General features: G+C 33.8%; 23 protein-coding genes. 9 read left to right on the top strand and 14 right to left on the bottom strand.

All coding sequences use genetic code 11. The annotated features are described in order from the left end of the window. Window positions 1-48 precede the first annotated feature (48 nt). From tig to clpX, 3 genes are all read left to right on the top strand, one after another. On the top strand, window positions 49-1,371 hold the full coding sequence (gene tig / locus Q0505_RS15660; RefSeq protein ID WP_299214808.1) for a trigger factor: 1,323 nt from the start codon (window positions 49-51) through the stop codon (window positions 1,369-1,371). Between the two features lie 91 nt (window positions 1,372-1,462). Next, window positions 1,463-2,137 carry an ATP-dependent Clp endopeptidase proteolytic subunit ClpP gene (clpP, locus tag Q0505_RS15655; protein WP_299214806.1) on the top strand — a complete coding sequence of 225 codons (675 nt, stop codon included), beginning with the start codon at window positions 1,463-1,465 and terminating at the stop codon, window positions 2,135-2,137. A 56-nt stretch (window positions 2,138-2,193) separates the two neighbouring features. Continuing rightward, the gene (clpX, locus tag Q0505_RS15650; protein ID WP_299214804.1) at window positions 2,194-3,426 is read left to right on the top strand and encodes an ATP-dependent Clp protease ATP-binding subunit ClpX; all 1,233 of its coding nucleotides are present in this window, start codon (window positions 2,194-2,196) and stop codon (window positions 3,424-3,426) included. 75 nt (window positions 3,427-3,501) lie between these two features. Here clpX and Q0505_RS15645 read toward each other — a convergent pair whose 3' ends face one another. Beyond that, entirely contained in the window at window positions 3,502-5,112 is a 1,611-nt protein-coding gene (locus Q0505_RS15645; protein ID WP_299214802.1) for an OmpA family protein, read from the bottom strand. A 240-nt stretch (window positions 5,113-5,352) separates the two neighbouring features. Beyond that, entirely contained in the window at window positions 5,353-6,867 is a 1,515-nt protein-coding gene (locus Q0505_RS15640) for a GH3 auxin-responsive promoter family protein (protein ID WP_299214800.1), read from the bottom strand. A 97-nt stretch (window positions 6,868-6,964) separates the two neighbouring features. Between Q0505_RS15640 and Q0505_RS15635 the strand changes: the two genes are divergently transcribed. Continuing rightward, window positions 6,965-7,759 (top strand): DUF2797 domain-containing protein, encoded by a 795-nt coding sequence (locus Q0505_RS15635; protein ID WP_299214798.1) that lies wholly within the window; start codon window positions 6,965-6,967, stop codon window positions 7,757-7,759. A 14-nt stretch (window positions 7,760-7,773) separates the two neighbouring features. Here Q0505_RS15635 and Q0505_RS15630 read toward each other — a convergent pair whose 3' ends face one another. Further along, window positions 7,774-8,391, bottom strand: coding sequence for a LysE family transporter (locus Q0505_RS15630; RefSeq protein ID WP_299214796.1), 618 nt, complete (start codon window positions 8,389-8,391; stop codon window positions 7,774-7,776). Between the two features lie 168 nt (window positions 8,392-8,559). Here Q0505_RS15630 and der point away from each other — a divergent pair, with 168 nt between their 5' ends. The 4 genes from der to Q0505_RS15610 all read left to right on the top strand — a co-directional run bounded on the left by der (window position 8,560) and on the right by Q0505_RS15610 (window position 12,522). Continuing rightward, window positions 8,560-9,864, top strand: coding sequence for a ribosome biogenesis GTPase Der (gene der / locus Q0505_RS15625; protein ID WP_299214794.1), 1,305 nt, complete (start codon window positions 8,560-8,562; stop codon window positions 9,862-9,864). Window positions 9,865-9,977: 113 nt separating this feature from the next. After that, the gene (gene msrB / locus Q0505_RS15620; RefSeq protein WP_299214792.1) at window positions 9,978-10,430 is read left to right on the top strand and encodes a peptide-methionine (R)-S-oxide reductase MsrB; all 453 of its coding nucleotides are present in this window, start codon (window positions 9,978-9,980) and stop codon (window positions 10,428-10,430) included. Further along, window positions 10,423-10,959 (top strand): peptide-methionine (S)-S-oxide reductase MsrA, encoded by a 537-nt coding sequence (msrA, locus tag Q0505_RS15615; RefSeq protein ID WP_299214790.1) that lies wholly within the window; start codon window positions 10,423-10,425, stop codon window positions 10,957-10,959. The genes msrB and msrA overlap by 8 nt, the downstream gene beginning before the upstream one ends. A gap of 12 nt (window positions 10,960-10,971) precedes the next feature. Continuing rightward, window positions 10,972-12,522 (top strand): protein adenylyltransferase SelO, encoded by a 1,551-nt coding sequence (locus Q0505_RS15610; RefSeq protein ID WP_299214828.1) that lies wholly within the window; start codon window positions 10,972-10,974, stop codon window positions 12,520-12,522. 35 nt (window positions 12,523-12,557) lie between these two features. Here the strand turns inward: Q0505_RS15610 and Q0505_RS15605 are convergent, their stop codons facing one another. From Q0505_RS15605 to Q0505_RS15555, 11 genes are all read right to left on the bottom strand, one after another. Beyond that, the gene (locus Q0505_RS15605) at window positions 12,558-13,337 is read right to left on the bottom strand and encodes a YgcG family protein (RefSeq protein WP_299214788.1); all 780 of its coding nucleotides are present in this window, start codon (window positions 13,335-13,337) and stop codon (window positions 12,558-12,560) included. Next, entirely contained in the window at window positions 13,334-13,774 is a 441-nt protein-coding gene (locus tag Q0505_RS15600) for a TPM domain-containing protein (protein ID WP_299214786.1), read from the bottom strand. Before Q0505_RS15600 ends, Q0505_RS15605 begins: the two co-directional genes overlap by 4 nt. Then, window positions 13,774-14,379, bottom strand: a complete 606-nt coding sequence (locus Q0505_RS15595) for a LemA family protein (RefSeq protein ID WP_299214783.1) — start codon at window positions 14,377-14,379, stop codon at window positions 13,774-13,776. Before Q0505_RS15595 ends, Q0505_RS15600 begins: the two co-directional genes overlap by 1 nt. 37 nt (window positions 14,380-14,416) lie before the next feature. Then, window positions 14,417-15,169, bottom strand: coding sequence for an SDR family oxidoreductase (locus Q0505_RS15590; RefSeq protein WP_299214780.1), 753 nt, complete (start codon window positions 15,167-15,169; stop codon window positions 14,417-14,419). A gap of 71 nt (window positions 15,170-15,240) precedes the next feature. Further along, a complete protein-coding gene (locus Q0505_RS15585) occupies window positions 15,241-15,615 on the bottom strand; it encodes a hypothetical protein (protein ID WP_299214779.1) in 375 nt (124 codons plus the stop codon). A 2-nt stretch (window positions 15,616-15,617) separates the two neighbouring features. Then, on the bottom strand, window positions 15,618-16,676 hold the full coding sequence (locus Q0505_RS15580; RefSeq protein WP_299214776.1) for a phosphotransferase family protein: 1,059 nt from the start codon (window positions 16,674-16,676) through the stop codon (window positions 15,618-15,620). 2 nt (window positions 16,677-16,678) lie between these two features. Then, the gene (locus Q0505_RS15575) at window positions 16,679-17,896 is read right to left on the bottom strand and encodes an acyl-CoA dehydrogenase family protein (protein WP_299214775.1); all 1,218 of its coding nucleotides are present in this window, start codon (window positions 17,894-17,896) and stop codon (window positions 16,679-16,681) included. 14 nt (window positions 17,897-17,910) lie between these two features. Further along, window positions 17,911-18,684 (bottom strand): glucose 1-dehydrogenase, encoded by a 774-nt coding sequence (locus tag Q0505_RS15570; protein WP_299214773.1) that lies wholly within the window; start codon window positions 18,682-18,684, stop codon window positions 17,911-17,913. Beyond that, entirely contained in the window at window positions 18,684-20,495 is a 1,812-nt protein-coding gene (locus tag Q0505_RS15565; RefSeq protein ID WP_299214769.1) for an acyl-CoA dehydrogenase, read from the bottom strand. Before Q0505_RS15565 ends, Q0505_RS15570 begins: the two co-directional genes overlap by 1 nt. 92 nt (window positions 20,496-20,587) lie before the next feature. Next, window positions 20,588-20,917 carry a MerR family transcriptional regulator gene (locus Q0505_RS15560; RefSeq protein WP_299214766.1) on the bottom strand — a complete coding sequence of 110 codons (330 nt, stop codon included), beginning with the start codon at window positions 20,915-20,917 and terminating at the stop codon, window positions 20,588-20,590. Next, complete coding sequence (locus Q0505_RS15555; protein WP_299214763.1) at window positions 20,917-21,888, bottom strand: M23 family metallopeptidase; 972 nt, start codon at window positions 21,886-21,888, stop codon at window positions 20,917-20,919. The genes Q0505_RS15560 and Q0505_RS15555 overlap by 1 nt, the downstream gene beginning before the upstream one ends. Window positions 21,889-22,049: 161 nt before the next feature. Between Q0505_RS15555 and Q0505_RS15550 the strand changes: the two genes are divergently transcribed. Further along, window positions 22,050-22,718, top strand: a 669-nt coding sequence (locus tag Q0505_RS15550) for an alanine--tRNA ligase-related protein (RefSeq protein ID WP_299214760.1), incomplete at its 3' end; no start/stop codon positions are given.

The following is a 22,718-nucleotide window of genomic DNA, read 5'->3' as shown; positions in this document are numbered from 1 at the left end:
TGAGGTGCAAAAAAAAACGTATTTTTGCCCCCTTAAATTAAGAGAATAATGAACATTACAAAGGAGCAAATCGACGAGCTTAATGCTATCATAAAGGTAGATATAGCAAAAGATGATTATCAAGATAAAGTGGAATCTATTTTAAAAGATTACCGAAAAAAAGCAAATATTCCAGGATTTAGAAAAGGACATGTACCTATGGGACTTGTTCAGAAACAATACGGAATGGCAGTTCGTGTAGATGAAGTAAATAAAATATTGCAAGATGCTTTAAGTAAATTTCTTTCTGAAGAAAAGTTAGATGTATTAGGAAATCCTCTTCCAAAAAATCAAGAAGACTTTGATTGGAGTTTAGATGATTACAGCTTCGAGTTTGAATTAGGGATGGCTCCTAAATTTGAGATCAATCTAAAGCCCAAAAAGGCGATTGGAAGCTATGAGATTTACGCTGACGATAAAATGATAGAGAATCAGTTAACAACAATACAAAAACAGTATGGTAAACTGACTTCTCAAAATGAAGTAGCAAAAAATAGCGAAGTCACAGGTGTCTTTGCAAATGAAGAATTAGAACTTGATAACACCGCTACCTTTGAAATAGCACAACTTAAAGGGAAGAAAAATACAGACGCTTTTATTGGAGCAAAAGTAGGAGATGTGATCACTGTAAAAACAAAAGGACTTTTTAGCCAGGCGCATAGTTATCAAAATGCGTTTAAGAAGACAGAAGAGGAAGCAAAAGAGTTAAATGCAGAAGTCACCTTTACAATTTCAGAAATAAATTCAAGAGAACTTGCAGAGTTTGATCAAGAGCTATTTGATAAGTTGTATGGAAAAGATACTGTAAAAACAGTGACTGAGCTTAAAGAGAAAATGAAAGAAGATGCTGCAAAACAATTTCAACAGCAAAGCGATCAGCAGTTAATGAATGATGTTACTGAGCACTTTATAGCAGAAACAAAATTTGACTTACCGGCAGAATTTCTTCAAAAGTGGATCCAATCTACTGGAGAGAATCCAATGACTTTGGAAGAAGCTGTAGCAGAGTATAATCGTTCTGAAAAAGGATTACGTTACCAACTTATAGAAGGAAAACTTATCCAAGAGAATAATCTACAAGTTACTTTTGAAGAACTAAAAGATTATACAAAGGATATGATCAAAATGCAGATGATGCAATATGGTCAAATGAATCCTGAAGATAAAGAGTTAGAAGACATTGCAGCACGTATTCTTGGGAACCAAGAAGAGGTAAAAAGACTTTCTGAACAACTTATGAATCAAAAAATGCTTACCTTCTTTAAGGAAAATGTAAACCTTAAAACTAAGAAAGTAACGTTTGACGAATTTGTAAAGGAAGTATACAATTAGAATACTTGTCTATAAATAAGTATCTTTAAGGCGTTTTACTTTTAGGAGTAAAACGTTTTTTTGTAATATAAAAATCATATTCATAAAATATATGGACTACGGAAAAGAGTTTAAGAATTTTGCAATCAAAGATCAAGGAATCAGTTCTACTTATTATGAGAAGATCATAAGTAGTGTAACACCCACAGGGCTTACGCCTAACATCATAGAAGAACGTCAGATGAATATTGCCATATTTGACGTGTTTTCACGTTTAATGATGGATCGTATTATCTTTTTAGGAACAGGAATTAATGATCAAGTAGCTAACATTGTACAAGCACAGTTATTATTTCTAGAAAGTACAGATGCGGTTAAAGATATTCAGATATACATCAACTCTCCTGGAGGAAGCGTATATGCAGGGTTAGGTATTTATGACACAATGCAGTTTATAAAGCCTGATGTTGCAACGATCTGTACAGGAATGGCAGCTTCTATGGGAGCCGTATTATTATGTGCAGGAACAAAAGGGAAGCGTAGTGGATTACCACATTCTAGAGTGATGATTCATCAACCAATGGGAGGAGCTCAAGGACAAGCAACCGATATTGAAATCACTGCTAGAGAAATCTTAATCTTGAAAGAAGAGCTTTACAAAATAATTGCAAAGCATTCAGGACAAGAGTATGACAAAGTGTATGCAGACAGTGATCGTGATTACTGGATGAAGGCAGATAAGGCACTTGAATACGGTATGATCGATGAGATTTTAAAAAGAGATTAATTCTGATGTGTACGCTTTCGCGAAAGCGTATATTTCATTAATTATAGATAGTTTACATGGCGAAAGAAGATTTAGAATGCTCATTTTGTGGTAGAAAAAAACCAGAAACAAATTTACTCGTAGCTGGATTAGATGCGCATATATGTGATCGTTGTATTGAACAAGCACACGGTATTGTGGTTGAAGAATCAAAAGATGTTGATGTCAACGAGCTGGATAGCGACCTGATGCTTAAAAAACCACAAGAGATTAAAACGTTTCTAGATGAATATGTAATAGGGCAGGATCACACCAAAAAAGTGATGGCTGTTGCAGTATATAATCACTATAAGCGTTTATTACAACCCAAGGATGATGATGATATCGAAATTCAGAAAAGTAATATTGTCATGGTTGGACAAACAGGAACAGGTAAAACACTTATTGCTAAAACTATAGCAAAAATGCTGAATGTTCCTCTTGCTATTGTAGATGCTACGGTGCTCACAGAGGCTGGATATGTAGGAGAAGATGTAGAGAGTATATTAACTCGTTTATTACAAGCAGCAGATTATAATCTTGAAAAAGCACAAAGAGGTATTGTATTTATAGATGAAATTGATAAAATAGCACGTAAAAGTGATAATCCATCTATAACAAGAGATGTAAGTGGTGAAGGTGTACAGCAAGCTTTATTAAAACTTTTGGAGGGTACGATCGTTAATGTACCGCCTAAAGGAGGGCGTAAGCATCCTGATCAAAAATTTATAGAAGTAAATACAGAGCATATTTTATTTATTGCAGGAGGTGCTTTTGATGGTATTGAGAGACATATTACAAAACGTCTTAATATGCAGGCTATGGGCTTTAGTGCTAGTAAAAATGAAAATGCAATAGATTTAGATAATATGCTTAAGTATATTATTCCTAAAGATTTGAAAGATTTCGGACTTATTCCAGAAATCATAGGGCGTTTGCCAGTATTAACCCACATGGATCCTTTAGACAAAGGAACCTTGAGAGCAATTCTTACAGAGCCTAAAAATGCTATAGTAAAACAGTATAAAAAACTGTTTACTATGGATAATATAGACTTTACTATTACAGATGGTGCATTAGATTATTTAGTTGGTAAAGCGATTGAATATAAACTTGGGGCTCGTGGTTTGAGATCACTATGTGAAGCTATCTTAACAGATGCAATGTTTGAAATGCCTAGCTCTTCAGAAAAAGAACTCATTGTTACAAAAGAATATGCCGAAGGAAAACTTAATAAATCAACCCTCAAGAAGCTAAAAGCTGTTTCTTAAAGTATATCGTTTATATATTAAAAAGACCGTTACTATCATTCAAGTAACGGTCTTTTTTAGTTTGAAGTTAATTTTTTATTCCTTTATAATATCAAATTCTACACGACGATTTTTTTCGTGTTGATCATCACTACATGTTGTGCAATCTATTAAAGGCGTTGATTCTCCATATCCTTCTGAAGTAAGACGATCTTTTGAAATTCCTTTGCTTATAATATAATTCATTGCAGAAGCGGCTCTCTTTTTGGATAGTTTTAAGTTGTATGTGTCGCTTCCTCGTATATCTGTATGCGCTTTTATATCAATTTTAATAGTTGGATTTTGCTCTAAAGTTGCAATAACAGTATTTAGTGTAATCGTCGAAACGTCTTTGATTTTATCGCTATTAAAATCAAATAGGATATTTTCTATCTTTATAAAAGCTTTTTCCTTTGTTTCTACAATTTCAGCAGGCTTAGCATCTAATGTAATATTTGTTTCAAATGTAGCGACTAGGTTTGTATTGGTGTCAAAAGATATTGAGTTACGATCAAATCCTTCTTTATACGCCAAGATCGTATAATCTAAAAAGGCATCTACAGGAAAACTATATTCTCCATTTTGGTTAGAGCTAGCAGTCGCTACTTGCTCACCATCTGCATCTAGTAACACAACAGTAGCTTTTGCTAATGGAATTTGAGTTTCTGTGTCACGCACAATACCTGTTACACTTTGATCAATAATATACTCTTCTATTTTATAGATATCATAACTTCCTTTCCCACCTTCTCTGTCTGAAGTAAAATAACCTATTGTTTTTGTTGCTGGAATATAGGCAATCTCATCTTTAGATGTATTAATTGTATTTCCAAGATTTCGAGTGGCTACATAACTTATGGACGTATTACGAGATCTAAAAATATCAAAGCCTCCAATACTATTATGTCCATTAGAAGAAAAATAAAGATACTTGCCATCTAAAGAAGTCTGTGGGAACTTTTCATCTAGAACTGTATTTACAGATCCTTCTACACGCTCTACAGGCCCATAAGATTTATCATTTTTAACAGTTACTTTGAATATATCATATCCCCCAATGGCTTCTGGCATATTAGAAGAAAAATAGAGTGTTTTACCATCTTTACTTAGATGAGGATTTTCTATAGAATATGAAGTGTCATTAAATGGTAGTGCTTTAATATCTACCCATTCTCCTTCTACATTAGGATTCATCATAGCCGTATAGAGTTGGAATGTTTGTGTATCTTCTTCTAAGCTTTTAGAAAAGTAAATTCTATCACCTTCTTTTGAAAAAGAAATAGTTCCCAAGTTTTCTCCTTTGTTGAGGATATGTGAAAACAACAATGGACGCCTTAAATCCCACTCGTATGTAATATCAGAGCAATATAACTTTGTATAAGGCTCTTTGGTATTTGGGTCTAACTTAGCTAAAGCTCCAATTTTTCTAGCTGAAAAAGAAATAAACTTATCTTTAAAAAAACCTACCCCGTAATCTGAATACTTAGAATTGATACCTGTTGTAAACGTTTCAAACTTAAAACCGTTGTTTCCTATTTTAGAATTTGAAACTACAGGAGCTACTTCCAACTCTAAAGAAGCAACATCTTGATGAGTGTCTAATAACTCTTGTGATTGTAGCTGCGTTACAAATAGAAGTGTGAAAAATGTAGTGATTAGTAATTTCATCTTAATCCAAATTAGTTGACTTGGGGTCTTTAATATGGTACTAAAGTAAAGGGGGCATCATTGATTAAAAAATTTTTAGATGATTTTTAGATGAGATGATTGTTATAACCGTTAAAATACAGTGATTATTCATGATAACCCGTAATAAAGTTGAGGATTTTTGGCAAAAAACGAACAATATGTGTGTAAACACAAATGATTTCTTAAAATAGTTTGGATGGTTTTTCTGTAAAAACAAAACTAGATATTGAGTTTTAATAACTCATCTACAAAATCTCTTTTATTGGAGAGTCTTGGTATTTTATGTTGACCTCCTAATTTATTATTTTCTTTAAGCCAATCATAAAACAAGTCTTGTCTTGCACTATGAACTAGAGGAGCATTTAATGTAGTATTGTTAAAACGCTTGGCATCATAATCACTATTTACAGCGCGAAGTGCATTGTCGAGTTTAGTATTAAAAACTTTAAGGTTTTGAGGTGGATTTTTAAATTCTATAATCCATTCATGAGCTCCTTTTTCTCTTCCTTTCATAAAGATAGGAGCTACTGTGTAATCTTTGATTTCGCTTTGAGTTTCTTTGGCAGCAACTCCAAGTGCTATATCTGTATTTTCAATAATAAGTTCCTCTCCAAAAACATTAATATGATGCTTTGTGCGACCGCTTACCCGTATGCGATAAGGACTCATAGAAGTGAAGCGTACGGTGTCTCCTATCTTATAACGCCATAAACCAGCATTTGTCGTAATAACAACCGCATAGTTTTTATGCATCTCTACTTCGGATAGCGGAATAATCTTTTGTTCAGGAGTACCATAAGCATCCATAGGTATAAACTCATAAAAAATACCATAGTCTAGCATTAATAAAAGGTCTTTACTGTCATTTTGATCTTGAATAGCAAAGAAGCCTTCTGATGCATTATAAATTTCGTAGTATTTAAAAGAATCCTTTGGGAGTATGTGTTTGTATTGATCTAAATAAGGTTCAAAGCTCACGCCTCCATGAAAATAAACTTCTAAATTAGGCCACACCTCAAGTAGATCTTTTTTACCAGTAGTTTCAAGTACTTTATTTAGCAAAACTAGCATCCAAGACGGCACTCCGGCTAGGCTTGTGACATTGGTTTGTATGGTTTCATCTACAATAGCCTGCATTTTTACTTCCCAATCACTCATGAGTGAAACATCACTATTAGGGGTACTACTCATTTCTGCCCAAAATGGCATATTGTCTATCAAAATAGCAGATAAATCGCCATAAACAGTGCCATTTTTTTCGTACAATTCTTTGCTGCCTCCTAAGCGTAATCCCTTACCTGAAAATAATTGAGAGTTTTGGTTATTGTTAAGGTACATACATAACAAGTCTTTACTCGCTGCATAGTGACAATTTTCAAGAGATTCTGTACTTACAGGAATATACTTGCTTCTTGCATTGGTGGTACCGCTACTTTGAGCAAACCATTTAATAGGTGTAGGCCATAAAATATTATTTTCTCCTTTTCGGCTACGTTCTATATGAGGTTGTACATCTTCATAAGAAGATATAGGAAGACGTGCCGCAAACTGCTCATAGTTTTTTAACTCGTGAAATCCATATTCCCTACCGATTTCTGTACCCTTTGCTTTATCTATAAGTTGATGTAGTAATTCGTTCTGTACCTCATGAGGATATTTTAAAAAAAGCTCCATTTGATGGATGCGTTTTTTTAAAAACCAAGAGGCAATAGAATGTACTAAAGGGATAGGCATAAAGTTGGTATATTTACATCGATCTATCATGGAGATCTTAAAAGCTAATTTAGCTTTTTTTCACAAACTCTATAAAATTAAAAGGCTATAAAATAGTATGCAGTATCAAGGAGTCCTTAAAAAAATGCAAACTGAGATCACAAATCCCATAAATTATTATTTGATGATGGAAAATGATTTCTTACAGATGAATCAGCTTATCGACAAGAAAATGCATATAGAATTTATAGGATACCAATGTCTTGCCTGCGGAGAAAATAAAAAGATATATAGACAAGGATACTGCTATGATGATTTTTATAAAGTACCACAAGCCGCAGACTGGATTATGAAGCCAGAATTATCTACAGCACATCTTGATATAGAAGATAGAGATCTGGATTACGAGAAGAAAATACAACTACAACCACATATTGTATATCTCGCAAATTCTAGTAATGTAAAAGTAGGTGTCACCAGAAAAACACAAGTTCCTACGCGATGGATTGATCAGGGTGCTCACGAAGCACTCGAAATTGTAGAAGTTCCTAATCGATATCTTGCAGGCATTACAGAGATAGCCTTAAAAGAACATGTCTCAGATAAGACCAACTGGCGCAAAATGCTGAAAAATGAAATTGAAGATGTAAATCTAGTAGAATACCGAGAAGCATTAAAAGCCTATATTCCTGAAGAAGCAAAATCTTATTTTATTGCAGATAATGAAGAAACCCACATTCATTTTCCAGTATCAAAATATCCAGAAAAGCTAAAGACATTAAATCTAGATAAAACGCCTGCTTACGAAGGTGTTTTGAAAGGCGTAAAAGGGCAATATCTCATTTTTGAAGACGATACCGTATTTAATGTGCGTAGTTGGGAAGGCTATGTCGTACGTATCGAAATTTTATAATCCTTTGGTAAATCTTAAAATAGCAACAATTTTACCGTTTGTAGTAAAGAAAGACTAATCAAAACGATACCAATCATCTTATTAAGAGAAGTAGCATTTGTGTCGGGTTTTTTCCTTTGAATCCGTGTGCCTAATTTTCCGTAGCCGTATAGTGTCACTACTTTCCCTAAAAATACCCCTAGAAAAAATAAGAAGAATCCGAGAGAATAATTTTCTAGTCCTACACCAAAAGAACTACGCAATACAGAAAAGATAAGTACCCAATATATCAATACTGGAGGATTGATAACACTTAACGCAAATCCTGTTACATATTTAGAACTGTATTTTCTTTTATCTCTTTTTTCAATCTGTTTTGTTTTTATAAAATAGATTCCAGCGATCCCTAAAATCCCAGCAATCAAAAATTGTAACCAGATGTGCATGGCAAAAAAATCCTGAACCACCATTCCAGAAGAAAATGCAATAAAAGCGAGTAAGACCTCTCCTACACCCGCTCCATAACTTATTTTCATAGATTGATATATGTTTTCTTTTACGGTTGTTTTTATCACAGCAAGGTTAGATGCACCAGGAGGCAAAGCTCCGATAATAGTAGAAAGAAGACCAAAAATAAATATTGCAAAAATCATGACTCATTAGTAGTGCGCTTTCGCGAAAGCTTACAAAACCAGAAAAACAAAGGAAATATGGAATAGTGATTATAAAATTTGATAAATAGCTATCTATCGTTGAAGTTACGGTGTATAACTGTGTATTTAGTATATAGAAAAACTATCTTTGCAGCTTAAACAAAAATCATGAGTACTATTGTAGCCATTGTAGGACGTCCTAATGTAGGGAAATCTACTCTTTTTAACCGTTTGATTCAACGCCGTGAGGCGATTGTAGATGCTGTAAGTGGTGTAACAAGAGATCGGCATTACGGAAAAACAGACTGGAATGGTCGTGAGTTTACGGTAATTGATACAGGAGGATATGTGGTAGGTAGTGATGATGTTTTTGAAGCTGAAATTGATAGGCAAGTAGAACTTGCTATTGATGAGGCAGATGCGATCATATTTATGGTCGATGTAGAAAATGGAATCACAGGAATGGATGAAGAAGTAGCAAATTTACTTCGTAAAGTGAAAAAGCCTGTTTTTCTTGCTGTTAATAAAGTAGATAATAATAAACGTGCTGCAGATGCGGTAGAGTTTTATAACCTTGGGTTAGGAGATTTCTTTACCATTGCAGCTACTAATGGAAGTGGTACAGGAGATTTACTAGATGCAGTTGTAGAAGCACTTCCAGAAAAAGAAGAAATAGAAGAAGATGAGCTTCCTCGCTTTGCTGTTGTTGGTCGTCCTAATGCAGGAAAGTCAAGTTTTATAAATGCACTTATAGGAGAAGATCGTTATATCGTTACAGATATTGCAGGAACGACAAGAGACTCCATAGATACAAAATACAATCGTTTTGGATTCGAGTTTAACCTTGTAGATACCGCAGGAATCCGTCGTAAATCAAAAGTAAAAGAAGATTTAGAATTTTATTCTGTAATGCGTGCTGTTAGAACTATTGAATACTCAGACGTAGTTATTTTAATGGTAGATGCCACACGTGGTTTTGAAAGTCAAGATCAGAATATTTTTTGGTTGGCAGATAAAAATAGAAAAGGAGTTATTATTCTAATAAACAAGTGGGATTTGGTTGAAAAAGAAACCAATACCATGCGTGATTTTGAAGCTCAAGTTCGAAGACAAATTGCTCCTTTTACAGATGTTCCAATTATTTTTACATCAGTGCTCACAAAACAACGTCTTCTAAAAGCAATAGAAACAGCCGTTGAGGTTTTTGAAAATAGAAAAAGAAGAATTTCTACTAGTAAATTGAACGAAACGATGTTGGAAATTGTTCAACAGAACTCTCCTCCTGCTACCAAAGGTAAATTTGTAAAAATTAAGTATTGTATGCAATTGCCTACACCAACTCCTCAATTTGCTTTTTTCTCAAACTTACCTCAATATGTAAAAGACCCTTACAAGCGGTATGTTGAAAATCAACTGAGAGAACACTATAATTTTTCTGGAGTACCCATTACTATTTATTTTAGACAAAAGTAATTTTAACGGTTTAAAAAACGTTCTTTAGTTTGAAAGGTTTTCTAAATTAAAACGTCTGTTAAGTTATTTGAAACTAAAGACAAATTCATTATTTTTATATAAAATAGATAAGCATGATCACATGGAGAGATGTCATTCACTTTTCGGTGAATGGAAACCCTACACCACATAAAAGAGTTGAAAAAACTGAAGAAGAGTGGCGTACAATATTAACACCAGAGCAATTTCAAATTAGCAGATTACACGGAACCGAAAGGCCTCATACTGGATCTCTTTGTTCTATTTTTGAAGGAGGAATCTACCAATGTATTTGTTGTAATACCAACTTATTTGATTCTACTATTAAGTTTGATTCAAGTTCTGGTTGGCCAAGCTTTACGCAGCCTATTGAAGAAAATGCCATCCAGTATATAAAAGATGATTCTTATGGAATGATAAGAATAGAAGTTCTGTGCAATACGTGTGATAGTCACCTCGGGCATGTATTCCCTGATGGCCCTGAGCCAAGTGGATTACGATATTGCGTAAATTCTGCCTCTATAAAATTGAAGAAAACAGATGAATAATTTACAACAAGCAACTTTTGGTGGTGGATGTTTTTGGTGTACAGAAGCCGTCTTTTTAGAAGTAAAAGGGATTAAAAAAGTTATTTCTGGATATAGTGGTGGGAATGCTCCTGGTAAACCAACATACAGAGAAATTTGCTCCGGATTAACTGGGCATGCAGAAGTAATTCAAGTTACCTATGATGAAAACATCATTTCTTATGAGTCTATTTTAATTATCTTCATGACTACGCACGATCCAACTCAACTAAATCGGCAAGGAGCAGATGTTGGGACACAATACCGTTCTGTTATTTATTATCATAATGAACAACAAGAAGAAATTGCACAAACTGTCATTAATGCGTTAACTCCTGTTTATAATGAAAAAATAGTGACTGAAATTAGTCCTTTATCAATCTTCTATGAGGCAGAAAAAGAACACCAAGCCTATTATAAAAACAATCAAAATTCTGGCTATTGTTCTTTTGTAATCAATCCAAAATTGCAAAAACTAAGAACAATGCATGCAGATAAGTTAATAGATTAAATAAATTACATTCTGAAACTAAATATTACAAATAAATTTACTGATCAATTACCTGGAGATCCTATTCAAGAAAATTCTAGACGCCAAGTAACAGAGGCTGCCTTTTCTTTTGTGAAACCAATTAAAACGTCCAATCCTAGATTACTTCATGTGTCTAGTGAAATGTCTAAAGAACTTGGGTTTTCTAATCAAGACATTCAATCAAACCAATTTTTAGATGTAATGACTGGCAACAGCATCATAGAAAATTCAAAACCGTTTGCGATGTGCTACGCTGGCCATCAATTTGGGAATTGGGCTGGTCAATTAGGTGATGGAAGAGCTATAAACTTAGGAGAAATTAAAAATTGGGCATTACAACTCAAAGGAGCTGGTCCAACACCCTATTCTAGAACAGCAGACGGATTGGCAGTGCTGCGATCTTCGATTAGAGAATATTTATGTAGTGAAGCCATGCATCATCTTGGAGTTCCCACTACAAGAGCATTGTCTCTAAGTTTAACTGGAGACCAAGTGTTAAGAGATGTAATGTACAACGGAAACTCAGCTTATGAAAAGGGTGCTATTGTTTCTAGAGTTGCCAAGTCTTTTTTACGCTTTGGTAATTTTGAACTATTTGCTGCTAGAAATGATCTTAAAAATTTAAAAATATTAACAGACTACACCATCCTTCATCATTTTTCTCATTTAGGTAATCCATGCAAAGAAGTGTACCTAAAATTCTTTCAAGAAGTAACTAACAAGACCTTAGAAATGATCATTCATTGGCAACGAGTAGGTTTTGTTCATGGAGTGATGAATACAGATAATATGTCTATACTAGGTCTTACTATTGATTATGGACCTTATGGATGGCTTGAAGGTTTTGATCTTGGATGGACACCAAATACCACTGACAAGAAGCACAAAAGATATCGCTATGGAAACCAGCCGACTATTGGATTATGGAACCTATATCAATTAGCCAATGCACTGTATCCTTTAATTGATGAAGCGCCCCCTTTGGAAGAAATTCTAGAAAGATATCAACTAGATTTTAAGACAGAGTCAATACATATGATGCGCTCAAAGTTAGGATTAAACTTAGCTAAAAAAAATGATTTATTATTAATTGAGTCTTTAGAAAAAAATCTAGAGGCATCCGAAACAGATATGACAATTTTCTTCAGAAAGTTGAGTGATTTTAAAAAAGAATTTCCTGAACAAGGAATTAAATTGGTAGAAAATGCTTTTTATAATATAGATGAAATACATGACGATCTTTTAAACAATTGGCAACAGTGGTTTTCTGAATATGCAAAACGATTGGAAAAGGAAACCATATCATGTGAGGAACGTGAACAACTCATGAAAACTAAAAATCCTAAATATATACTTCGAAATTATATGGCTCAAATGGCCATTGATATGGCCGAAAAGGATGACTTTTCTCTAATTGAAGAATTGTATCAAGTCCTAAAAAAACCTTACGAAGAACAACCCGAATTTGAACACTGGTTTGCTAAAAGACCAGAATGGGCAAGACATAAGGTAGGTTGCTCGATGCTATCGTGTAGCTCTTAACTTTACATAAGATCAAAAATTATTTTTCGGTTAACTTACCAGCTTCCAGAGGCACCTCCACCTCCAAAGCTTCCGCCTCCAAAGCCACCACCAAAGCCACCACTACCAAAGCTACCTCTTGAAGAACCTCCGCCTCCAAATCCGCCACTTCTACCCATACTGCTTAAAATGAGTATATCTAACAAAGCTCCTGAACTAGATTTTCTTCCTCCGTTTCTTCCTCCTCTATTCCTAAAAATAAAAAATAAAAATACCATGACTATAAAAGGAATAACACCAGAAAAACCTGACCCTTTATTCTTTCTTTTTGGTTTTCTAGTTTCTTTAAACTCACCTGATAAAACCTCAAAAATTCCATCGGTCCCTTTATCCAAACCTTTATAGTAATTCCCTCGTTTAAATTCAGGAATAATTCTAGATTGTATAATTCGTTTGGACATTAAGTCTGTTAGGCTTGCTTCGATACCTCTTCCCGTTTGAATGGCAACTTTTCGATCATCTTTAGACATCATTAAAATAACACCATTGTCTTTCCCTTTTTGACCAATTTTCCACTTTTCTCCCCAATTGGCTGCTAGATAATTAATATCCTCTCCCTTTAACGAATTAATAATAATTAAAACAATTTGGGTAGAAGTAGAATCTGAATATCTGAGTAATTTTTGTTCTAATCTTCTTGCTTCAGAAGAAGAAAGTAGTTTAGAATAATCATAAACACTAGTTTGTTTATTTGGAGTGGCGGGGATTTTATATTGTGCTAGACTACTACCTATAAAGAAAAGTCCAAAAAATACAACTAATAAGATGTTTTTCATGAGCTTTTAGAGATTTCGTTAGATAATTCATCGATGTCATCGGCCTCATATGGGAAATGAGTTTTTAATTCATGTCCAGTTTTTAAAATTCCATCTACCAATCCTTGTTTGAAATTTCCTTTCCTAAAATAATCTTGCATCATTTCTTTAGTATTATCCCAAAAATCATCTGTTACTTTATCATTGATTCCTTGATCACCAAGAATCACAAACTTATGGTCATTAACAGCCACGTAAAAAAGAACCCCATTTCTTAGTTCAGTTTTATGCATTTTTAACTCTGCAAAAACCTTGAGTGCATGTTCGTAATGATCCTCATCTGTGTGTGCCTCTATATGAACTCGAATTTCTCCTGAAGTATTAGTTTCTGCTTCTTTGATTGCATTTACGACTGCTTCCTCGTCTTGAGATGATAAAAAAGAATGTAGTTGAGACATTACTCTTTATTATTAAAATCGAAGTTTACTTCTACTGCATTTTCTGAGCCAGGTGAAGAAGAATACAAGTCCATTCCTTCAAAACCAAATACACCTGCTAAAAGACTGTTTGGAAAAACTTTAATATGTTTATTATATTGATTTACTTTTCCGTTAAACCGATCTCTTTCCATTTTAATCCGATTTTCTGTACCCTCTAATTGATTTTGTAATTCTAAAAAGTTTTGATTTGATTTTAAATCAGGATATTTCTCAACTACTACTAGTAGTTTTGATAATGCACTTGATAAGCCAGACTGAGCTTGTTGAAACTGAGCTAAACTAGCGCCCGTCAAATTCCCTGCATTAATGGTTGTAGAGGTAGCTTTAGCTCTAGCATTCACAACTTCAGTTAACGTTGATTTTTCAAAATCTGCAGCACCTTGTACTGTTTTTACTAGGTTCCCTATCAAATCATTTCTTCGTTGATAAGCACTTTCTACATTAGACCATGCAGCTTTTGCATCTTCTTGATTTACAACTGCAGTATTGTTAATTCCTTTAGCCCAACTGTATCCTACATATAGGATTACAACTATAATTATTAATGGAAGCCACTTTTTCATTTATTCTGTTTTTTTAGTTAATTAAATATTTTTCATTCTATAAGGATGTTCCTCCGTCTAACGTAATGGTTTGACCCGTTATAAATTTTGTTTGATCGGAAGCTAACCAAACTATTGCATCTGCAATTTCACTAGCTTTTCCGTAACGCTTCATAGGAATAACACTCTTTAGAATGGCATCCATTTCAGGTTTTGCGTTAATTAACTGATCTAATAAAGCAGACTCTGTATATCCTGGACAAACAGCATTAATTCTAATGTTTTTTGTCGCATATTCCATAGCCGCAGATTTAGTCATACCTACCACAGCAAATTTACTAGCACTATAGCTGATATTATTTGGAGAAGCTTTCAAACCAGCCAAAGAGGCAATATTAACAATATTACCATGTCCTTGTTTTAAAAATTGTTGCAAAGCTACTTTCATACAATAAAAAACTCCAGTTTGATTCACAGAAATTACCCTATCCCAATCTTCTAATCTAGCTTTATGTGTTGGAAGTAAATTAGGACCAATTCCTGCATTGTTTACTATAACATCTAATTTTTCAAAGCTACTTAAGGTTTGGTTTACTAAATCTTCTACCTCTTTAAACTTAGTAACATCTGTTTTAATAGGTAGCGATTCGCCTCCATTTGTTACAATTTGATCTGCTACTTTTTTTGCACTATTAAAATTAATATCAGAAACAACTACTTTTGCCCCATGACTAGCAAAATGAATTGCCGCTGCTTTTCCAATTCCTGAACCAGCTCCTGTTACTATTACTATTTTATTTTTTACTTCCATATAACTTGATTTGTTTGTTTAGATGACTATTAATTTAACACTCTAGAGGAGTATTTATTTTATTTAAAAAATTATTTGCAAAAAATTAATCGAGAATCAGACAATGCTAAAGACCTAAGATCTCTGGGATAATCTTTCATTGCCATTAATTTCATAAACTCATTTTTGTTGGCATATCGCACAATAAGTACCTCATCCCAAAGAGACTCTTCTGAAGGCCCTATAATAGTGGCAATCGGTGATCCTTTAAAAATAATCTCCGCGTCTAAAGTTTTAAAAAAAGGAACTGCTGCCCTTAAATAATCTGCATATGTTTCTTTACCCGTTTTTCCTGTTTCTGTAACTATTTCTTTATAATTCAAATAATTGAGCATAAAAACAGGTTGTCCATCAGGAAAATCTTGTAATTTTTTTAAACTATTTTGTTGATTTATTTGCTCAATCATTACTAATCTATGGAATTCGTTTTTATAGATTTTAACGCTAAATTACAGCATAATTCTGCAGCTTTATCTAGATGAGCAAAACGAGGATCTGAGGTTAACCCCTTACTATATCTGTAATATATTTGCTGAGCTATCACCGCTATTTTAAACAAGCCAAAGGCATAATAAAATACGATATTATGAATATCTCTTCCAGATTTATTTGAATAAGAAGCTACTATTTCACTTCTAATTGGGTTCCCTTCAAAAATTGTTGGAGAAGGAATTCCTTGCTTTACAAAATCATGATCTGATGCCAACGTCCAATACCCAAGTGATGTTCCTAAGTCCATTAATGGGTCACCTAGTGTAGCCATTTCCCAATCTAAAACAGCAGTAATATCTTTCCAAGAAGTATCTTTAAATACTACATTGTCATATTTGTAGTCATTATGTATTAAACAATGTTGATAGGTTTTTGGTTGATGTTCTTGCATCCATTGCATAACTTCAAGAGCAGCAGGAACATCTTGTGTTGCTGCTTTTAGGTATTGTTTTCCCCAATTGGTTACTTGTCTATTTACATAACCTTCTGGCTTTCCTAAATCAGACAACCCAACCGAATTATAATCTAGTGTATGTAGCTCTGTAAAGGTATCTAACCACGTATTAGCAATGGTTTTATAATCATTTACTGGGATGGCTCTATGTTTAGCTTCTTTAAAGTTTAGAATAATTCCATCTACTTTTTCCATGATGTAGAATTCACTTCCAAGGATAGCCTCATCATTTGAATACGCAAACATCTTTGGGACTTTAGAAAACTCTTTTTTTACTGAAGTTTGTACTTTAAACTCTCTACTCATGTCATGGCCACGTTTAATAGCTCCAACTGGAGGCTTACGTAGCACATATTCCTTATCCTCTAAAGATATTAAATAGGTTAAATTAGAATAGCCATGTGTAAACTGCTTGACAAATAATTCACTTTGAAGCGAATTAATCAAATGATGTTGGTGTAAAAACTCTTTGAGATTTTTTTCTGGTAACTCCTCCCCTTTTCGAACTTCTTGATTAGACATAGTTATAATTTTCCGTAAGATCGAATGACACTTTTCCCTAACTGATACATATGTACTTCATCTGGGCCATCTGCCAAACGCAACATCCTTGCAATTGCAAAATAATGTGCCAAATGTGTGTCGGGACCAACACCTTTTCCTCCTAAAATTTGAATAGCTCTGTCAATTACTTTTAAAGCCATATCTGGAGCAACAATTTTTATCATTGCGATGATGTCTTTTGCTTCTTTATTGCCTAATTTATCCATTTTATCAGCGGCTGAAAGGGTAAGTAAGCGGGCCTGTTCAATTTCACATTTTGAAATGGCAATTTCTTGACGAATACTACTAAAATCATAAAACTTCTTACCAAAAGCTTCACGCTCCAAGGTTCTTTTAGACATCAGTTCTAGTGCATACTGAGCCATACCTACAAGTCTCATACAATGGTGAATTCTTCCAGGCCCAAGACGTCCTTGAGCAATTTCAAATCCTCTCCCTTCACCTAAAATTAAATTTTCTTTAGGAACACGAACATTGTTTAATTCAATTTCTGCATGACCCTCTGGTGAATCATAAAATCCCAAAACAGATAACGGTCTAATAATGTTTAGACCAGGAGTATCTAAAGGAACCAATACCATACTCTGTTGTTGATGGCGATGTGCAGTTGGATCTGTTTTTCCCATCACTATGGCTACTTTACAATGGGGGTCCATACCTCCACTAGACCACCACTTCCTTCCATTAATCACATAATGATCTCCATCTAAAACGATAGAAGTTTCAATATTTGTAGCATCTGAAGAGGCTACTTCTGGCTCAGTCATTAAAAATGCCGAACGAATTTCACCATTCATCAAAGGAGTTAACCATTCTTTCTTTTGAGAATCACTTCCGTATTTGGCTAATACTTCCATGTTTCCAGTATCAGGCGCAGAACAATTAAAAATTTCTGAAATCCAAATACGTTTTCCCATAATTCCTGCTAAAGGAGCATATTCCAAGTTTGTTAGACCCGGGCTTAAATTTCCATAATCTTTAGGTAAAAAAAGATTCCATAACCCTACAGCCTTAGCTTTTTGTTTTAATTCTTCTATTTTAGGCCAACGTGTCCAGATATTTTCTGGATCTTTTTGGAAAGCGTAAAATTCATCTTCTACGGGTACAATGTATTTTTCAATGAAATCACTAAGTTTTTTTTGAAGATCTACTGATTTTTGAGAATATTCGAAGTTCATATGTTTATTTAATTTTAACCAGCGATCATATATCCACCATCTGCGGTGTATACGCCTCCTGTCATATATGCACCTGCATTTGAGGCCAATAAAGCAGCAATACCAACCATTTCCTCTGGCTGCCCCATACGACCGCTTGGAATTGTTTTTTGTACTTTATGCAACAGCTTTTCATTAGTCCATAAAGCAGCACTAAATTTTGTTTGAATTAATCCTGGACAAATGGCATTAGCCCTTATCCCGTATTGCCCCCATTCTTTCGCTTGATTTTTTGTTAGCATTAATATAGCAGCTTTACTTGTACTGTACAATCCTAATCCCAACCCAGGGGTTAAAGCCTCTACAGAGGCTATATTTATAATACTCCCGTTTTTGTGTTCTTGCATGAAGGGTAAGACTAAATTTGACAATGCCCATGGAGCTTTTACATTTACATCCATAATCTTATCAAAAATTGCAGAGTCTACATCTTCTATAGGTCCAAAAACAGGATTAATAGCAGCATTGTTTACTAAAATATCTATGCGACCTAGATCATTAATTGTTTGATCTACCAAAGCCTTCCTTTGAGCTGCTTTACCAATATGGCAAGCAATTCCAGTGGCCTTTAATCCTAGTTCAGTAAATTCTTTCACCACCTCATCACAAGCGTCTTGGCTTCTACTGCTAATCACTACTTGTGCCCCTTTTTCAGCCAATCCTTTTGCTATAGCTTTCCCTATTCCTTTACTAGAGCCTGTTATGATGGCTACCTTTCCTTCTAAATTAAATTGTTGATGTGTATTCATTACATTACAGGTTCTGTTTCTTTCTTAATGGTAATGGATTCAGAATTCAATAAAATTTCAGATAATCCTGTAGTTTTTGGCAACTCATATGTAAAGAAGTATTTCATCGTATGAATTTTACTTTCATAGAAGTCTTTTGAATAGGTTCCATTAGATTTAGCAGCTTTTGTTGCATGTACTCCTAGATCTAACCATGTCCAACTCATTATTATAAGACTAAAAAATTCCATAAAAATGGAAGCATCAGCAAGATATCGTTCGTAATCACCTTTCATTGCATGAGGCATCAAATGACCCAATACTTTTTCTGTAAGTTTTAATTTTGCTCCTAGCGTATTGGCATAAGATTGTAATTCATCTATTGCTGAGGCTGCTTTAATTGTTGTCATAATTTCAGCAGAAAGTAATTGCAATGCTTTACCGTTACTCATGGTTACCTTTCTACCCAATAAGTCTTGAGATTGAATTCCTGTTGTTCCTTCATACAAGGCAGATATTCTAATATCTCTGTAATATTGTTGTAAAATAAAATCTGCACAGAAACCATAACCTCCTAGTACCTGTAATCCATTATTTACAGAAGCAGATCCAGCTTCTGAAGGATATGTTTTTACAATTGGGATAATCATTTCCAATAGAAGATTGTATTTCTCTTTTTCCTCTGGTGAAGTAGCAGTTTCTATGATATCGTAGTATTTAGCTGCTAAAAAAACCAAACTCATAGACCCTTCCACAACAGATTTTTGCATCAATAGCATTCTTCTAACGTCTGGGTGTTCTATGATCAAGGCCTGTTTCTCCGCTGGGTTTTTCTTACCGTCACTTGATAACTTTCTACCTTGAGGACGTTCATTTGCGTATTGTAAAGAAGCATGATAAGCCGCACAAGCAATAGCAGAAGCTCCTCTTCCTACTGCAATTCTTGCAGAATTCATCATTAAAAACATGTACTTTAAACCTTCATTGGGTTCACCTACAATCCATCCTTTACAGTCGTCTGCATCTCCAAAACCTAAATGAGTAGTGCAGTAGCCTCGTTGTCCCATCTTCTGAAAGTCTGCGACAGTAGTCACATCGTTAAATTCTAATGCTCCATCACTTGAAGGACGATTCTTAGGGACAACAAATAAAGAAATCCCTTTTGTTCCTTTTGGTGCTCCTTCAATTCTAGCGAGTACTAAATGAACCACATTTTCAGTGAAATTGTTATCTCCTCCTGAAATAAAAATTTTCTGCCCAGAAATTTTATAATATCCGTCTTGGGTAGGTGTTGCCTTTGTAACAATATCTGACAAAGAACTTCCAGCTTGTGGTTCTGTTAAACACATTGTACCGCCCCATTGTCCAGAAAGCATGTTTGGCACATAGGTTTGGTTTAGTTCCTTATTTGCAAAATGAATAATAAGCTCTGCAGCTCCTTGAGTTAACCCTGCATAACCAGGTAAATGATTATTTGCAGCATCTAAGATGTAAGTAGCAGCAGTATGTGAAAGGAAAGGAATTTGCATTCCTCCATCTTCATAATTAAATGGCGCTGAAATTAAGCCCATTTCTCCTCCCTTATACATCATTGTTTTTACTTGATCATGCACAAACACTTTCCCATCTTTATGATAAGCAGGATTTTCATCCATTTCTTTTACGTAAGGAAATAATTCTCTATCAGCAAACTCTTTAACTGAATCTATAAACATATCTAGTGATTCTTTATCATGATCTTGAAAGCGATCTCTAGCAAGAAGCTCTTCTAAATTATGAATATCATAAAGAATATATTTTAATGTATCTACATCTATATACTTTTCAGCCATATTATCTTACGTTTTTAAAAATTGATGTTTTATTTAACTAATGCTACGAAGATAGGACAAATAATTATAAAATACTATGCATGCATAGTATTTTATAGGTGGTTTTTTATCTTAATTAGTTCTGCTTTTACAGATTCTAATCTACTTACGATTTCATGATTGTTTATCGTACCAAGCGGATTTTTCTTTAATTTTTGTTTAGCTCCTTCTAAAGTAAAACCCCTTTCTTTGACAAGATTATAGATAAGTTTAAAGTTGGAGACATCGTTGGAAGTAAATAAACGATTTCCTTTTGCATTTTTTTTGGGCTTAATAATTTCAAATTCTTTTTCCCAAAAACGTATTAAAGAAGTATTTACATTAAATGCTTTGGCCACCTCACCTATTTTATAATATCTTTTTTCGGGCAGATCTATATGCATTAGTCTAATGATTGATTTTCTTGTGAAGCCAATTCTAACATTCTATCATATTCTTCTGCAGTTAAATCACTAAAATAAAAATAGACAGGATTTAATTTTTTATTTCCTTTTATCACTTCATAGTGAAGATGCGGAGCTGTTGAAATCCCTGAGGTTCCTACATAACCAATTAAATCTCCACGTTTTACTTTTTGATTTTTACGAACAGTATATTTTTCTAGATGTGCATAAAATGTTTTATACCCAAATCCATGATTTATTTTAACTTGGTTTCCATAACCTCTTCTAGACCTTTTAACTTTTTCTACTTTCCCATTTCCTGTAGCATATACCGGTGTGCCTCTTGGAGCAGAAAAGTCCATTCCCCAATGAAACTTTCTAGTTTTGTAAATGGGGTGTATTCTGTACCCATAACCAGAAGCCATTCGTTTCAAGTTTTTATTTGCGACTGGCTGAATTGCTGGTATTGAAGCTAGCATTTCTTTTTTATTTTTTGCCAACACAACAATTTCATCCAATGACTTCGATTGAACAACCATTTGTTTCGATAAAATATCTATTTTTTTTGTGGCTTCTTTTATGAGTTTAGAATTGTCATAACCATTTAAATAACTATATCTATTTACACCACCAAAGCCAGCTTTTCGTTGTTCTTCTGGAATAGGATTAGCCTCAAAGTAAGCTCTGTAAATATTGTTATCTCTTTGTTGTAATTGAGATAAAATAGAAGAGCTTTCGTCTAATCGTTTATTTAACAGTTCGTAGTTAAATTTAAGATTTTCTAACTCTCTCTCTTGTGCTAATTGATTTGGAGTTTTTAAAAACTGACTTAATACAACAAAACCTGAGAGCATTATTAGAACAAGCCCAAAGAAACTTAGAATAATTATCTTAGAAATATTTCCTTTTGATTTTTCTATTCTACGATAGCTTAGGGTATCAGAGTCGTAATAATATTTTACTTTTGCCATAAATCTAAATATGCTACTTTTGTTACTATAAACTACAATAAGAGAAAGTAATTTATAAATTAACAAAAGCAAATTTACAAAATGTTTCACTAACAATAACTTTGACTCATTTCTAGTATAAATTTTAACATTAACGGTAATAGAAAATCAACTTTTGATTTATGAAATCTAAAGAAATTCGTTCTCATTTTTTAAATTTTTTTAAAGAAAAATCTCATCAAATTGTTCCTTCATCTCCTATGGTTTTGAAAGATGATCCTACCTTGATGTTTACTAATTCAGGAATGGCTCCATTCAAAGAATATTTTTTAGGAAATAAAAAACCAAAGAATACTAGAATATCTGACACGCAAAAATGTCTTAGAGTTTCTGGAAAACACAATGATTTAGAGGAGGTTGGATACGACACCTATCACCATACCATGTTTGAAATGTTAGGAAATTGGAGCTTTGGAGATTATTTCAAAAAAGAGGCTATAACATGGGCTTGGGAATTATTAACTGAGGTATATGGAATCTCTGAAAATATGCTTTACGTTACAATTTTTGAGGGTAGCACTGATAGAGATAATTTGCCAATTGATCAAGAAGCATTGGATTTTTGGAAGGAAATTGTTCCTGAAGATCGTATCTTAATGGGTGACAAAAAAGATAATTTCTGGGAAATGGGTGAACAAGGTCCTTGTGGACCGTGTTCAGAAATTCATGTAGATATTAGAACTGATGAAGAAAAGGCAGCTGTAGATGGAAAAAGTTTAGTAAACATGGATCATCCACAAGTCGTTGAGATCTGGAACTTGGTTTTTATGCAATACAATAGAAAAGCAAAT

Origin of the sequence: uncultured Dokdonia sp. (genome assembly GCF_937910895.1) — a bacterium.
Classification (GTDB): domain Bacteria; phylum Bacteroidota; class Bacteroidia; order Flavobacteriales; family Flavobacteriaceae; genus Dokdonia.
Note: the sequence above shows the minus strand (reverse complement) of the source record. Positions and strands in the feature narration are given on the sequence as shown.

Excerpts from the sequence above, each read along its gene's own strand:
- Q0505_RS15600 (WP_299214786.1), bottom strand. The coding sequence starts at position 13,774 with ATGTCTCAACTACATTCTTTTTTATCATCTCAAGACGAGGAAGCAGTC.
- Q0505_RS15565 (WP_299214769.1), bottom strand. The coding sequence starts at position 20,495 with ATGGCTGAAAAGTATATAGATGTAGATACATTAAAATATATTCTTTAT.
- Q0505_RS15570 (WP_299214773.1), bottom strand. The coding sequence starts at position 18,684 with ATGAATACACATCAACAATTTAATTTAGAAGGAAAGGTAGCCATCATA.
- clpX (WP_299214804.1), top strand. The coding sequence starts at position 2,194 with ATGGCGAAAGAAGATTTAGAATGCTCATTTTGTGGTAGAAAAAAACCA.
- tig (WP_299214808.1), top strand. The coding sequence starts at position 49 with ATGAACATTACAAAGGAGCAAATCGACGAGCTTAATGCTATCATAAAG.
- clpP (WP_299214806.1), top strand. The coding sequence starts at position 1,463 with ATGGACTACGGAAAAGAGTTTAAGAATTTTGCAATCAAAGATCAAGGA.
- Q0505_RS15640 (WP_299214800.1), bottom strand. The coding sequence starts at position 6,867 with ATGCCTATCCCTTTAGTACATTCTATTGCCTCTTGGTTTTTAAAAAAA.
- Q0505_RS15605 (WP_299214788.1), bottom strand. The coding sequence starts at position 13,337 with ATGAAAAACATCTTATTAGTTGTATTTTTTGGACTTTTCTTTATAGGT.
- Q0505_RS15580 (WP_299214776.1), bottom strand. The coding sequence starts at position 16,676 with ATGTCTAATCAAGAAGTTCGAAAAGGGGAGGAGTTACCAGAAAAAAAT.
- Q0505_RS15645 (WP_299214802.1), bottom strand. The coding sequence starts at position 5,112 with ATGAAATTACTAATCACTACATTTTTCACACTTCTATTTGTAACGCAG.
- msrA (WP_299214790.1), top strand. The coding sequence starts at position 10,423 with ATGAATAATTTACAACAAGCAACTTTTGGTGGTGGATGTTTTTGGTGT.
- der (WP_299214794.1), top strand. The coding sequence starts at position 8,560 with ATGAGTACTATTGTAGCCATTGTAGGACGTCCTAATGTAGGGAAATCT.
- Q0505_RS15560 (WP_299214766.1), bottom strand. The coding sequence starts at position 20,917 with ATGCATATAGATCTGCCCGAAAAAAGATATTATAAAATAGGTGAGGTG.
- Q0505_RS15585 (WP_299214779.1), bottom strand. The coding sequence starts at position 15,615 with ATGATTGAGCAAATAAATCAACAAAATAGTTTAAAAAAATTACAAGAT.
- Q0505_RS15590 (WP_299214780.1), bottom strand. The coding sequence starts at position 15,169 with ATGGAAGTAAAAAATAAAATAGTAATAGTAACAGGAGCTGGTTCAGGA.
- msrB (WP_299214792.1), top strand. The coding sequence starts at position 9,978 with ATGATCACATGGAGAGATGTCATTCACTTTTCGGTGAATGGAAACCCT.
- Q0505_RS15635 (WP_299214798.1), top strand. The coding sequence starts at position 6,965 with ATGCAGTATCAAGGAGTCCTTAAAAAAATGCAAACTGAGATCACAAAT.
- Q0505_RS15555 (WP_299214763.1), bottom strand. The coding sequence starts at position 21,888 with ATGGCAAAAGTAAAATATTATTACGACTCTGATACCCTAAGCTATCGT.
- Q0505_RS15630 (WP_299214796.1), bottom strand. The coding sequence starts at position 8,391 with ATGATTTTTGCAATATTTATTTTTGGTCTTCTTTCTACTATTATCGGA.
- Q0505_RS15575 (WP_299214775.1), bottom strand. The coding sequence starts at position 17,896 with ATGAACTTCGAATATTCTCAAAAATCAGTAGATCTTCAAAAAAAACTT.
- Q0505_RS15595 (WP_299214783.1), bottom strand. The coding sequence starts at position 14,379 with ATGAAAAAGTGGCTTCCATTAATAATTATAGTTGTAATCCTATATGTA.